Consider the following 12557-nt stretch of genomic DNA (forward strand, 5'->3'; position numbering starts at 1 on the left):
ACCGACGGATCGGAGGCGTCACGTGCGCGAGGATGGTCGACATGCGCATCGTGGTTCTGGCCGGCGGCATCGGCGGCGCCCGGTTCCTGCTCGGGGTCCGGGCGTACGCCCGTGACGTCGGCGCGGAGGTGACCGCCGTTGTCAACGTCGGCGACGACCTGTGGTTACACGGGTTGAAGATCTGCCCCGACCTGGACAGCGTCATGTACACCCTCGGCGGGGGCGCCGACCCGGAACGGGGCTGGGGTCGGGTCGGCGAGAGCTGGACTGTCAAACAGGAGTTGGCCGCGTACGGGGCGGAGCCGACCTGGTTCGGCCTCGGCGACAAGGACATCGCCACCCACCTGGTCCGCAGCACCATGCTCAACGGCGGTTACCCGTTGAGCGCGGTGACCGAGGCGCTGGCCAGCCGCTGGGAGCCGGGCGTACGCCTGTTGCCGGCGACTGACGACCGCCTGGAGACCCATGCCGTGGTGGAGGACGACCAGGGCCAGCGGGCGATCCACTTCCAGGAGTGGTGGGTGCGGTACCGGGCCGACATCACCACCCACCGTTTCGTGTTCGTCGGCGCGGAGACGGCGAAGCCGGCCCCCGGGGTGCTGGACGCGATCGCCTCGGCCGACCTGGTGCTGATCGCGCCGAGCAACCCGGTGGTGAGCGTCGCGCCGGTGCTGGCCGTACCGGGGCTGCGTGCGGCGGTGGCGGACGGCCCGGCGCCGGTGGTGGGTGTCTCGCCGATCATCGGCGGCGCGCCGGTGCGGGGGATGGCCGACCGTTGCCTGGCCGTGCTCGGTACGGAGTGCAGCGCGGCCGGGGTTGGCCGGCTCTACGGCGGTCGGGCGAGCGGCGGCCTGCTCGACGGTTGGCTGGTGGCCGAGGAGGACGCGGGCACTGTGGTGCCCGAGGTGACGGTCCGCGCGGTGCCGCTGCGGATGACCGACGAGGCGGCGACGGCGGCCATGGTCCGCGCCGCGGTGGAGTTGACGTGAGGCTGGAGATTCTGCCGGTGCTCGGCATCGGTCACGTGACCGAGGGTGACGACCTGGCCGCGGTGATCGCTACCGCCGCGCCGTGGCTGCGCAACGGCGACGTGCTGGTGGTGACCAGCAAGATCGTCTCCAAGGCCGAGGGGCGGTTGGTCGACGTGCCGGCGGACGGGCCGGAACGGCTGGCAGCCCGGGACGAGGTTCTGGCCGGTGAGACCGCCCGGGTGGTCGCCAGCCGGGGGGCTACCCGGATCGTGCAGACCCACCACGGCTTCGTCATGGCCTCGGCCGGGATCGACGCGTCGAACGTGGACAAGACCCAACTGGTGCTGCTGCCGGTCGACCCGGACGCCTCGGCACGGGCTCTGCGGGACGCGTTGCGGGAGCGATACGACCTGGACCTGGCCGTGATCATCAGCGACACGATGGGCCGGCCCTGGCGCAACGGGCTCACCGACGTGGCGCTCGGGGTGGCCGGGATGCCGGCCATCCGCGACCACCGGGGCGAGGTCGACCCGTACGGCAACGAGTTGCAGTTGACCCAGATGGCAGTGGTGGACGAGCTGGCGGGTGCCGGCGAACTGATCAAGGGCAAGTGCGATCAGGTCCCCGTCGCGGTGGTGCGGGGTTACCTGCCGGCCACCGTCTCGGACGACGCCGGTGGCGCGCGGGCGCTGATCCGCGACGCGGCACAGGACCTGTTCTCGCTCGGTACCGCCGAGGCCCACGCCGCCGGGCTCTCCGACGCCGCGACCCTGACCGACGGCCCCGGCCCGACACCGGCCGACCTGACCGCGGTGCGATGGGCGATCGACGAGGTCGCCGGGCTGGTCGCCCCCGGCACGGTCTTCACACTGGTCGACGAGGCCGAGGTACGCGCCGGCCTGGTCGCTGAGATGCCCGGGTGGCCGGATGGCGCCGACCTGCTGCTCGGCTCGGCCCCGACGCCCGTCGAGCCGTTCGGTCTGGTCCGCTTCGGCGCCGACCTGCACCGACTGCGCGTCGCATTGGCCGCCCAGGGCGTCGGGTCGACTCTGTTGCCGCCACCGCCCGGCAGCCCGGCGAGCGCCGCGCTCGCCCTGTAGAACCGCCCTCGGCCGGTACGAACGGCCGGGTCACGCGTCCAGCATGGCCCGGCCGAGCGGGGTCAACGTGTGCAGCACGCTGTTGCGTTCGCGGTGGCTGACCAGCAGACCAGCGTTGCGCAGCACCGTGGCGTGTTGGCTCGCCGCCGCCGGTGAGATGTTGAGCTGGCGGGCGACCTCGCCGGTGGTGCAGCCCTCGTCGCTGGCCTGCAAGACCGCGGCCCTGGTGCGGCCCAGCAGCGCGGCGAGTGATTCGCGGGCAGCACCGGACGCGGCGCTGGCGTCGGCGGAGACCAGGGCACCCAGCCGGTCCACCGGGTAGACCAACACCGGTGGCAGCGCCGGGTCGAGCAGTGCGACAGGGGTGGCCGCGCAGAAGAACGACGGCACCAGCAGCAGCCCACGGCCGTCCAGGTGCAGCTCCCGGCTGTGCGGGTAGCTGTGGACCTCCAGCACCCCGCTCTCCCAGCGCATCGTCGGCCGGAGGCTGCTGAGCAGGCCCTCGACGCCGCCGTCGAGCAGCGCCCGCGCCCGCCGCGTGCGGTCCGCCGCAACCGCGGCCTGGATCCGGCCCCAGTACGGGCTGATCGCCAGCGATCGGTACTGCTCCATCGACTCGGCCAGGTGGTGCAACGCCGACACCTCACCGCGAGCGAGCGCGGCCGCCGAGGAAGGCAGCTGGTTCTCGGCGGCCAGCACGCTCAGGTCCCGGTGCAGCAATTCGGTGGGGGTACGGCGGAGCGCGTCCAGCCCGGCCTCGAAGCCCTCGACGCTGGCGTACGGGGTGAGGAAGTCCGGGAAGTAGCCACGCGGCGGGTTCAGCGCGAAGAGCAGGCGGAGCTGCTCGGAGGCGGAGTCCTGGCGCAGGTCCCGGGCCACGCTGCGCCGCCAGTTGGCCGTCAGCGGGTCGCGGGTGCGGCCGCGAAGCACGTGCAGGCTGAGGACCAGCTCCCAGACCGGGTCCGCCGCCGGCGCCACCCGGGTCCGGAGGATGTCCTCCCCAGAAAAGTGGATCTTCAGCATGGAGCGCTCCTGTGTCGCCGACAGGGGGATGCCGGATGACCGTTCGACTCTACCTGGCTGGCAGTAACCTCCATCTTTAAGCCTGGACTGAAAAACCTCGACGCCTCCGGGGCCGGTTCGGCATGCTTCCCATGCCCGAACACGGCGCCGTGCGTCCTTGACGCCCGTGCTGCCGGGCACCGGGACCGGGGAGGCCCCGGTGATCGGACGGCACCACGAGGGTCTGCGGCCCTTGTTCCGCAGAGGTGCCGTCCGGTCATCCCGCCCCCGGTGCCGGCTCAGCCGACCCAGAGCGCGACCCGATGGTCCTCGTCCGTGACGTAGAACGACAGTCCGTCCAGCTCCGCCACCCCCTCGACGTGGTGAAACGGGGCCAGGTCCGCCACCTGCTCCCCGACGAGCCGCCGCCCGGCGTCCGCCTCGCCACCGGTGAGCCGGAAGCGGACGTGCCGCGAGGTGACCTCGCCCCCGCCCGGATGGTCGTCGAGCAGGACCGACCCCTTGCCCAGCGCGTCGATCGAGCCGATCACGGCCGCGTACCCGCCGTCCGCCGTCGGGGTGATCGCGCGGAAGCCGGTCAGTTGCCCTGGCGGGGTGACACCTGTCAACACGTACGCGCCCAACGCCCGCGGCCACGCCCGCTCGGCGGTGAACATGCCCGGCACACCGGCCACCTCGACCAGGATCGGCTCACCGGCGTCGGTGACCGGAAAACGCAGCCCGAGCAGCACCGTCCCGGCCGGGGTGAACGCCGCCGCCTCCACGTTCAACGGCAGGTCGTCCGGGGCCAACCGGCTCACCCAGCTCTTCTCCCGGACGGTTCCCCGGGCCAGCGTCTCCACGATGAACCGTTCCCGCACCCGCTCCCCCGCCGGCAGGAGGGTCAGCGGCGCCGCGGCGAGGGCGTCGTTCACCACCCGGTGCAGTCGAAACGAGTTGCGTACCACGTGCACCGGCACCGGCCCGACCGCCGCGTCGTCCTCGCGGAACCGGGCCACGAAGGCGCGCCGAGGTCGCAGCGGGCCAGCCTTCGAGCCGAAGTGGGAACCGAAGACGTACACCCAGCCGTCGTGATGGGCGAGCGCCTCACCGTCCTCGGTTCGCCCGTTCTCCACGCCGGCATCCGCCCGCACGTGCACTGCCGTCCACTCCCCGGCGTCACGCTCCAGCAGCAGCGCGAGGCAGTGCTCCACCGGCCCCTCGTCCAGCACCGTCCAGAAGCCCCGCTGGGCACCGTACGCGCGCAGCAGCGCCGCCGACCGCACCGGCAGCAGATCGCTGGCCTCGTTACCGGCCACCACGAATTCGACGAGTCGCACTGTCACCGAGCCAGCGTACGGAGCACACGCTCGTACAGTGGCGGGGTGCCCGACACCGTGATCACCGGCCCGACCGCCCAGACGAGCGACCCCGAGACGTACCGGGCGCTGCACACCGACGCCGTCGCCTTGCTGGAGGGCTGGCAGCCCACCAGCCCGGGTGCTGCCGACGCGCGGGACCGAACCCTCGCGCTGCTCGCCGCCGGTCCGATCGCGATGAGTCGGCAGCACCGGCCCGGGCACGTCACCGCCAGCGCGTTGGTGCTGGACTCCACCGGCTCGCGGGTGCTGCTCTGCCTGCACGTCAAGTTCGGGTGGTGGGTGCAGCTCGGCGGGCACTGTGAGCCGGTCGACCAGACCCTTGTCGCCGCCGCCCTCCGCGAGGCCACCGAGGAGTCCGGAATCGCCGGCCTGCGCATCGACCCGGTGCCGATCGACGTGGACGTGCACCCGGTTCAGTGCCAGGGCGGCTCGGCGCACCACGACGTACGGTTCGCGGTGATCGCTCCGCCCTCGGCGGTGGAGCAGGTCAGCGACGAGGCCGAGGCGCTGGGCTGGTTCCCACCGGACCAGCTCCCCGAACCACTGGCCGGCGGGACCGCGCAACAGGTCGCGCCGGCACTTGCCGCGCTCAGACGTAGCCCTCTTCGCCTCGCTCCTTGAGCTCGTCGACCAGGGCCTTGACGTCCTGCGCCCGGTCGCGCGGGCAGACCAGCACCGCGTCCGGGGTGTCCACCACGATCAGGTCGCGCAGACCGAGCACTGCCACCAACCGACCCGACTGCGGAACGACAACGAGGTTGCTGCTGTCCCGTAGCAGCACGCCCGGCTTGGCCTCCGTGCCGAGCACCACGTTGCCCGCGTCGTCGGCCGGCAGCACGTCGCCCAGGGTGTGGAAGTCACCGACGTCGTTCCAGCCGAAATCGCCCGGCACCGTCGCGACTCGACCCGCCGTGGCCGCGCCCTCCATCACCGCGTAGTCGACGGAGATCTTCGGCAGGGTCGGCCAGATCGCGCCGAGGACGTCGTCCTGTTCCGGGGTGCCCCAGGCAGCGGCGATGGCGGCGACGCCGGCGTGCAGCGCCGGCTGTTGGCGGGCCAGCTCGGCGAGGAAGACGTCCACCCGCCACACGAACATGCTCGCGTTCCACAGGTGCCGGCCCGAACGGACGTACGCCTCGGCGACCTCGGCGGCCGGCTTCTCCTTGAACTCGGCCACCTGTCGCCACGGCACACCCTCGGTCGGATCGCCGGTCTCGAGGTAGCCGTAACCGGTCTCCGCACGGGTCGGAGTGATCCCGACGGTCATCAGCATGCCCTGCTCTGCCCCGCGGACCGCCTCCTGGACAGTGCGGACCCAGCTGTCCGGGTCGCGGATCAGGTGGTCGGCAGCGAAGCTGCCCATCACCGCGTTCGGGTCACGCGCCGCGATCACCGCGGCGGCCAACGCGATCGCCGCGCAGGAATCCCGGGGGGAGGGCTCGACCAGGATGTTCTCCTCCGGCAGCACCGTCAGCTGCCGCGCCACCGCCGCGACGTGCGCGGCACCGGTGACCACAAGGGTCCGATCCGGTGTGGTCAGCGGCGCGAGCCGTTCGACTGTCGCCTGGAGCAGCGAGGCGCTGGTGCCGGTCAGCGGGTGGAGGAACTTGGGATGGCCAGCGCGGGACAACGGCCACAACCTCGTGCCACTGCCACCTGCCGGAATGACCGCATAGAGCATCCGCACATCATGCCCGACGTACCTGCCCAAAGTGGCACGGGTCACCCGCGACGGCGCGGAGGGTCAGGAACGGGCGCGACTCCACGCCGCGATGTGCACCTCGGCGCTGGACTCCCAGGTGAACTCCTTGGCCCGGTCGAACCCCGCCTTCGCCAGCGACAACCGCCGCTGCTCGTCGTCGAGCAGGGCGGCCAGGTCGATGCCGATCTGCTCCGGGTCCTCCGAGGTGTACGCGACCGCGTCGCCGCCCACCTCGGGCAGCGAGAGCCGGGGCGTGGTCAGCACCGGGGCGGCACACGCCATCGCCTCCAGGATCGGCAGCCCGAACCCCTCGCCGTAGGACGGGTACGCGGCGACCAGGGCTCCGCCGAGGAAACCCGGCAGGTCGGCGTAGCGCAGGTAGCCGGGGCGCAGCAGACGCAGGTGCGACGGCACCTCGGCCACCGCCCGGTCGATGTCCTCGTCGTGCCCCTGCCCACCGGCGATCACCAGGGCCGGCGGGTCGACCCGGTCAGCCACGGCCCGCGCCCACCCACGGATCAGGTTGGGCACGTTCTTTCGAGGCTCCTTGGCACCGAGGAAGGCGACGTAGCTGCTGTTGCCCAGCCCCAGACGCGCGCGTACCCGGGCCTTCTCCTCCTCGGTGGGAGCGTGGAAGGCAGCCTGGTCGACGCCGTGGTAGGCCACGTCGATCCGCGTCGGGTCGGCGTCGAGCAGCCGGATCAGCTCGTCCCGGGTGGCCTTGCTGGGCACGATCACCCGGTCGGCGCGGCGCAACGAGGTCTTGATGGCGCTGCGGAAGAACGTGCGGCGCGACTTGTCGTAATGCTCCGGCTCGGTGAAGAACGTCGCATCGTGCACGGTGACCGTGACCGGACACCCGGCCCGCAGCGGGCAGGTGTAGAAGGGCGAGTGCAGCACCTCTGCGCCCACCTGTTGGGCGAGCAGCGGCAGGCCGGTCTGCTCCCAGGCGAGCCGGGCCGGGCGGTGCGCCACGGCGGCCGGGGCCGGGATGATCTCCGCGCCCGGCAGCATGCGGGTGTACCTCTCCAGATCGGTGCGGAGACTGACCACCGCCAGCTCCACCCCCGACCCGCACACCTTGCCGAGGGCACCGAGCAGACCGTCGACGTATCGACCGACACCACCACGGTCGGTGGGGACACTCGTGGCGTCGATGAGCACGCGGGGCGGGCGACCGGCGGTCACGGGGCGACTCCTTGAACTGGCGGGCCTGTGGGGAACAACACTCCGGGGGTAAAGCCTACGCCGGGGCGCGGGGCCGACGCTGACTGCGACCCGACGGTACGCCGACTTGTCATCGTCATCGAGTACGGCCCGCACTGGCGTATCGTTCGCGCCGATGGCCGACAACATTGCCCGGGTGTTCGCCGACGCGATCGCGACCGACCCGACCCGACCGCTGCTCACCTGGTACGACGACGCCACCGGCGACCGCACCGAACTCTCCGGCGTCACAGTGGCGAACTGGGTGGCGAAGACCGCGAATCTCCTCGTCGACGAGGTCGGCCTCGCGCCGGGCACTCCGGCCGGGGTGCTGCTGCCGCCACACTGGCAGACCGCGGCGGTGCTGCTGGCCTGCTGGTCGGCCAAGCTGAGCGTCGTCGACACGCCGGGCGAGGTGGGGGTGCTCTTCGCCGCCGCCGACCAGTTCGACGAGGCGCAGTCCTGGTCCGCCGACGAGCGGTACGCCCTCGGGTTGGCCCCGCTCGCCGCCCCGCTTCAACAGGTGCCGCCCGGCTTCGCCGACTACGTCGTCGAGGTACGCGCCCACGGCGACCACTTCACGCCGCAATCCGGCAGTGGCCCCACCGACGCGCACCTGCTGAGTCGCGCCGAGGCCCGCGCCACCGAGTTGGGCATCGAGCCCGGCGCGCGGGTCCTGGTTGACGCCACCCGCTATCCCGACCCGGTCGACTGGCTGCTGGCCCCGCTGACCCGGGCCGCCACAGTCGTCCTCTGCGCCAACCAGGACCCGGCCCGCCTGACCAGCCGCCAAGCCACCGAAAAGGTCACCCAAACCCTCCCGTAACCGCCCCCGCCCCGCCGTCGGCCCCGGCCCGGCGAGGCCCGGCCCGGCTCGGCCCGGCTCGGCCCGCCCCGCCCCGCCCCGCCCCGCCCCGCCCCGCCCCGCCCCGGCGATCTTGCAGTTTCGGTTGTCGAGATGGGCGGAATGCCCCTTAGGTCGGGACAGAAAGTGCAAGATCGCGGGGGGAAGGGGGTCAGGACGTCGCGCGGGACTGGGCCAGGGCGGCGAAGGCGGTGAGGGACTCGGGGTTGACCAGGGCACCCTTGGCCGCCGCCTGGTCTACCGGGGTGCCGGTGAGGATCTTCTTGACCGGCACCTCCAGCTTCTTCGCCGAGAGGGTGCGGGGCACCGAACGCACCTGGTGGATCTCGTCGGGCACGTGCCGGGGTGAGAGCGCCGTGCGCAGTTCACGGCAGATCTTCGCGCGCATCGGGTCGTCCAACTCCAGACCCTCCGCCAGCACCACGAAGAGCAGCAGCTCACCGGCGCCGCCCTCGTCGTCCTCCAGGTGCACGACGACCGAGTCGACCACCTCGTCGAGCCCTTCCACCACCGAGTAGAACTCGGCGGTGCCGAGCCGCACCCCACCGCGGTTGAGGGTGGCGTCGGAGCGGCCGGTGATCACGCAGCCACCCCGCTCGTTGATGGTGATCCAGTCACCGTGGCGCCAGACGCCCGGGTAGACGCCGAAGTACGCCTCCGCGTAGCGGGTGCCGTCCGTGTCGTTCCAGAAGCCCACCGGCATGCTCGGCATCGGTTCGGTGATCACCAGCTCGCCCAGCTCACCGATGACCGGCGTGCCGTCGGCGGAACGAGCCTCCACCTTGGCGCCCAACGCCCGGCAGGCGATCTCACCGGCGTACACCGGCAGCAGCGGCACCCCGCCGACGAAACCGGTGCACACGTCGGTGCCACCGGAGAGCGACTGGAGCTGGACGTGGTCGCCGACTGTCTCGTACACCCAGCGGAAGCCCTCGGCGGGCAGCGGCGCACCTGTGGAACCCACGCCGCGCAGCGTCGACAGGTCGGCGACCTCCCGGGGGACCAACCCGGCCTTACGGCAGGCCAACAGGTACGGCGCGGAGGTGCCGAAGTACGTCGTCCCGGTCTCCGCCGCCAGCCGCCACAGCCCGCCGAGGTCAGGCTCGGCCGGCCGGCCCGGCTCAGCACGGACCCCCGGGTTGCCGTCGAAGAGCACGATGGCCGCCCCCACCGCCGGGCCGGAGACCAGGAAGTTCCACATCATCCAGCCGGTGGTGGTGAACCAGAAGAACCGGTCGGCCGGGCCCAGATCGTGGTGCAGGGCGAGCATCTTCAGGTGCTCCAGCAGGATGCCGCCGTGGCCGTGCACGATCGGCTTCGGCAGACCAGTGGTGCCCGAGGAGTACAGCACGTAGAGCGGGTGGTCGAACGGCACCGGCGTGAACGTCAAGGGCTCGTCGGTGGGTGCGGCCAGCTCGGCCCAGCCCAGCGCGCCCTCGGGCGCGGGACCCGTCGGGTCGAGGTAGCCGATGCTGACTGTGTGGCGCAGCGACGGCAGGGCGGCCCGGATCGCGGCGACCTCGGCGCGCCGGTCCACCGGCTTGTCGCCGTACCGGTAGCCGTCCACCGCGACCAGCACCGTCGGCTCGATCTGCTGCCAACGGTCGGTGACGCTGCGGGTGCCGAACTCGGGCGCGCAGGACGAGAAGATCGCTCCCAGGCTGGCGGTGGCCAGCAGCAGGACGTACGTCTCGGCGATGTTCGGGGCGTACGCCGCCACCCGGTCACCGGCGGTGACGCCGAGCCGGCGCAGCCCGGCCGACACCCGGCGGACCTGCTCGCGCAGCTCACCGGCGCTCAACGTGTCCGGCGGGCGGGTCTGCCCGTGGGAGATCACCACCGGGTCGTCGTCGGCCCGCCCCGGCATCCGCAGCACGTTCTCCGCGTAGTTGAGGGTGGCGTCGGGGAACCAACGGGCGCCGGGCATCCCCCGCTCGGCCAGGGTGGCGGACGGCGGAGTGTGCGCGATCACCTTGAAGTGGTCCCAGATCGAACGCCAGAACCCGTCCAGGTCGGTGGTGGACCAGCGCCACAGCGCGTCGTAGTCGGCGAAGTCCAACCCGCGGTGCTCCCGCAGCCAGCGCAGGTAGGCACCGATCCGGGACCGCTCGCGTACGTCCGCCGGCGGCGTCCACAGCATGTCACCCACTGCTCCACCCTCCCCCTGGCCCGACACGACACTGTGACTGGGCCGTGGCGCCATCTTGCCCTACCTCGAAGCGCCATTCTGCGCACCGGGTAGGCCAACCGACGCGTGCCCGTCCCACACTCCAACCCGCCACCTCATGTGGGTCAGCCGGCGCGGTGGGCCTGGATGGCGCGGCGGCGGGCCAGCCGGTGCGCGCGGCGGATCTCCGCCTCCTTGTACCGGCGCTCGTCCTCAGCGGTCTCCGGCAGCACCGGGCGGACCGTGCGAGGCGCCCCACCCACGTCCACGCCGACGAACACCAGGTACGCGGTGGCGACCCGGACCGGCGCGTCCTCGGCCGAGTCCCACCGTTCGGCGACCACCCGCACGCCCACCTCCATGGAGGTCTGGCCGGTCCAGTTCACCTGGGCGTGCGCGTGCACCAGGTCACCGACCCGGACCGCCTCGGAGAAGACGATCTCGTCGATCGCCGCGGTCACCGCGGTCCCGCCGCTGTGTCGGGCGGCAGCGGCACCGGCCACATCGTCGACGAACTTCATCAGAACTCCGCCGTGCACGGTGCCGTAGAGGTTGACGTCCACCGCGGTCATGATCTTGCTGAGAGTGACGCGCGAGTACGACGTCGGCTTGCCGGTTGGAGCGGCGGAGAGGTGCTCAGTCATGTCGAAAACGGTACGGTGCGCGGATGCGACATCTCTGGAGCTTCCTCGCCGGGCTGGTGGTGGCGCCCATCACCTGGGTGCTGGTCACACTGGGGCAGGACGGGTCGAGCCGGACGGTCGACCGCTGGGTGGAGATCGGCACGTTCAACACCGCCAACCTGATCGAGCCGGCCGTGTACCTCGGTGTCGGCGGTGTCCTGCTGGGCCTGCTCGGCACGCTGCGCTTCTCGCCGCTGGGCCCGTTGGTGGCCGGTGCGCTGCTGGTCACCCCGTACGTCGGGATGTTCGTGGCGCCCTTCTCGGTGCGGGACGCGATCCCGCACGAGTGGAAGGTGTTCGGCGATCCTCTGCCGCTGCGACTGCCGGTCGAGAACGGCACGCTCTTCCTGCTCGGCCTGCTACTGCTGATGGCGACCTTCAGCCAACAGCGTTGGCGGCAGTGGCCGAGCCCGGCGACCGAACCGGCCGCGGCACCCACCCCCGCGTCGGACGGAGGCCCCCGCAACGACGACTTCACGTTGACCGACTGGCCGGCCCCCACCCCCGCGGAGCGCGACACAGCGCCCCTCACTCTCGGTTACCCGGCCGACTCGACACCGACCGAGCCGCTGCCCCGCCGGGTGGGTGGCGAATCACCCTGGTCCGCCCCACCGCGCGGCCAACCGCGCCCCGAGGACACCACCGAGATCCGCTGATCGCCGGGGCGGGCCGGGTGACCGGCCCGCCCTCCGTCTAACTCCCCGCCGCCAGGGTGGCCCGGACGGTGCCCAGCAGGGCGTCCCGGGCCGTCATCGGGAAGAAGTGCCCGCCCGGCAGCACGTGCAGGGTGGACCCGGCAGACGTCTGCTCCCGCCACGGCGCGACCCGATCCGGCGGCACCTCCCGGTCCCGGTCCCCCGCGAAGGCGACGATCGGGCAGCTCAGCGGCGGCTCCGGCCGGTACTCGTAGGTCTCGCAGAGCGCGAAGTCGGCGCGGATGGCGGGCAGGAGCAGGTCGAGCAGTTCGCGTTCGGCCAGGATCTCCTCGTCCAGACCGCCCAGCTCACGCAGCCGTTCGACGACCACCGCGTCCGGTTGGTCGTGAATGTTCGGCAAGGTACGCCGCAGCGTCGGCGCGAGGCCACCGGCGGCGAAGAGAACCCGGGGCGGCGGCACCGCGCGGCGGCGCAGTTCGCGGGCCAGCTCGAAGGAGACCAGCGCCCCCATACTGTGCCCGAACAGGGCGTAGGGCACCCCCAGCTCGGGTGCCAGCGCCGGGGCGAGGGCCTCCACCAGCTGCCGCACCCCGGTGTACGCCGGCTCACGCCAGCGGGACTGCCGCCCGGGCAGCTCGACGGGGCAGACCTCGACGTCGTCGCCGAGCAGCTCCTGCCACCCGTGGTACGCCGAGGACCCACCACCGGCGTACGGCAGGCAGATCAGTCGGACGGCGGGGGTGACGCGGCGGCGCGGCCCGGCGGCCAGCCAGCCCTGGGCGCGGCCGGGCGGGTGGGTGGTGAGGCGGTTCACGGAACGGCT

12 protein-coding genes are annotated in these 12557 nt (G+C 72.4%); 5 read left to right on the forward strand and 7 right to left on the reverse strand.

All coding sequences use genetic code 11. The features are described from left to right. Positions 1–41: 41 nt before the first annotated feature. On the forward strand, positions 42–989 hold the full coding sequence (gene cofD, locus OG992_RS15990) for a 2-phospho-L-lactate transferase (protein WP_238686076.1): 948 nt from the start codon (positions 42–44) through the stop codon (positions 987–989). After that, on the forward strand, positions 986–2071 hold the full coding sequence (locus tag OG992_RS15995; protein ID WP_266303639.1) for a coenzyme F420-0:L-glutamate ligase: 1086 nt from the start codon (positions 986–988) through the stop codon (positions 2069–2071). The genes cofD and OG992_RS15995 overlap by 4 nt, the downstream gene beginning before the upstream one ends. A gap of 30 nt (positions 2072–2101) precedes the next feature. Here OG992_RS15995 and OG992_RS16000 read toward each other — a convergent pair whose 3' ends face one another. Both OG992_RS16000 and OG992_RS16005 read right to left on the reverse strand, forming a co-directional pair. Then, on the reverse strand, positions 2102–3094 hold the full coding sequence (locus tag OG992_RS16000) for a helix-turn-helix transcriptional regulator (RefSeq protein WP_266303640.1): 993 nt from the start codon (positions 3092–3094) through the stop codon (positions 2102–2104). A 278-nt stretch (positions 3095–3372) separates the two neighbouring features. Next, positions 3373–4419: a hypothetical protein gene (locus OG992_RS16005; protein ID WP_266303641.1), complete on the reverse strand. Its 1047-nt coding sequence runs from the start codon at positions 4417–4419 to the stop codon at positions 3373–3375. A 39-nt stretch (positions 4420–4458) separates the two neighbouring features. On the opposite strand from OG992_RS16005, the gene OG992_RS16010 reads away from it, so the two are divergent. Next, the gene (locus OG992_RS16010) at positions 4459–5076 is read left to right on the forward strand and encodes an NUDIX hydrolase (protein ID WP_266303642.1); all 618 of its coding nucleotides are present in this window, start codon (positions 4459–4461) and stop codon (positions 5074–5076) included. Here OG992_RS16010 and OG992_RS16015 read toward each other — a convergent pair. Together OG992_RS16015 and OG992_RS16020 are read right to left on the reverse strand one after the other, a co-directional pair. Further along, positions 5045–6136: a mannose-1-phosphate guanylyltransferase gene (locus OG992_RS16015; RefSeq protein ID WP_238686081.1), complete on the reverse strand. Its 1092-nt coding sequence runs from the start codon at positions 6134–6136 to the stop codon at positions 5045–5047. The two genes, OG992_RS16010 and OG992_RS16015, sit on opposite strands and share 32 nt — an antisense overlap. A 63-nt stretch (positions 6137–6199) precedes the next feature. Further along, the gene (locus OG992_RS16020; RefSeq protein ID WP_238686082.1) at positions 6200–7345 is read right to left on the reverse strand and encodes a glycosyltransferase family 1 protein; all 1146 of its coding nucleotides are present in this window, start codon (positions 7343–7345) and stop codon (positions 6200–6202) included. 154 nt (positions 7346–7499) lie between these two features. Between OG992_RS16020 and OG992_RS16025 the strand changes: the two genes are divergently transcribed. After that, positions 7500–8189 carry a TIGR03089 family protein gene (locus OG992_RS16025; RefSeq protein WP_266303643.1) on the forward strand — a complete coding sequence of 230 codons (690 nt, stop codon included), beginning with the start codon at positions 7500–7502 and terminating at the stop codon, positions 8187–8189. Positions 8190–8379: 190 nt separating this feature from the next. On the opposite strand, the gene OG992_RS16030 is transcribed toward OG992_RS16025, so the two are convergent. Continuing rightward, complete coding sequence (locus tag OG992_RS16030; protein ID WP_266303644.1) at positions 8380–10377, reverse strand: acetoacetate--CoA ligase; 1998 nt, start codon at positions 10375–10377, stop codon at positions 8380–8382. A 143-nt stretch (positions 10378–10520) separates the two neighbouring features. Then, positions 10521–11039: an acyl-CoA thioesterase gene (locus OG992_RS16035; protein ID WP_196928284.1), complete on the reverse strand. Its 519-nt coding sequence runs from the start codon at positions 11037–11039 to the stop codon at positions 10521–10523. A 23-nt stretch (positions 11040–11062) separates the two neighbouring features. Between OG992_RS16035 and OG992_RS16040 the strand changes: the two genes are divergently transcribed. Next, positions 11063–11734: a hypothetical protein gene (locus OG992_RS16040; RefSeq protein WP_238686085.1), complete on the forward strand. Its 672-nt coding sequence runs from the start codon at positions 11063–11065 to the stop codon at positions 11732–11734. A 37-nt stretch (positions 11735–11771) separates the two neighbouring features. On the opposite strand, the gene OG992_RS16045 is transcribed toward OG992_RS16040, so the two are convergent. Continuing rightward, positions 11772–12548: a thioesterase II family protein gene (locus OG992_RS16045; RefSeq protein WP_238686086.1), complete on the reverse strand. Its 777-nt coding sequence runs from the start codon at positions 12546–12548 to the stop codon at positions 11772–11774. Positions 12549–12557 lie beyond the last annotated feature (9 nt).

Origin of the sequence: Micromonospora sp. NBC_00362 (assembly GCF_026342155.1) — a bacterium.
Lineage (GTDB): Bacteria > Actinomycetota > Actinomycetes > Mycobacteriales > Micromonosporaceae > Micromonospora > Micromonospora hortensis.